Below are 326 nucleotides of genomic sequence, written 5' to 3' on the forward strand. Positions count from 1 at the left end.
TTTCCCAAAATCGATAATCCTGTCGTATCTTAATACTGCCAAAATTCATGCTTGAATAATAGAAATATTTTATTTGACAAGCGGATATTTGACTGAATATCAAGAATATGGAAAAAGTCATTCTGCTTATTGAAGATGACATCGTCCTTGCAGAGAATACAAAAGAATTACTTGAACTCTCCGGGTATGGTGTTATTACTTCTCACGACGGGAAAAGTGGGTTTCAAAAAGCCTTTAAGGAGGAGCCCGATCTAATAATTTCGGACATTATGATGCCGCAGTGGGATGGATACCAGGTTTATGAAGAGTTGCAAAAACATCAAAAA

At 36.2% G+C, this 326-nt stretch carries 1 protein-coding gene; it reads left to right on the plus strand.

Features of this window, described 5'->3' with window-relative positions:
- Positions 1-107: 107 nt before the first annotated feature.
- Positions 108-326: response regulator transcription factor (locus tag HC176_RS18470; RefSeq protein ID WP_167920445.1), on the plus strand; the 219-nt coding region annotated here is incomplete at its 3' end.

The sequence above is a fragment of the Tamlana crocina genome, from assembly GCF_012037625.1.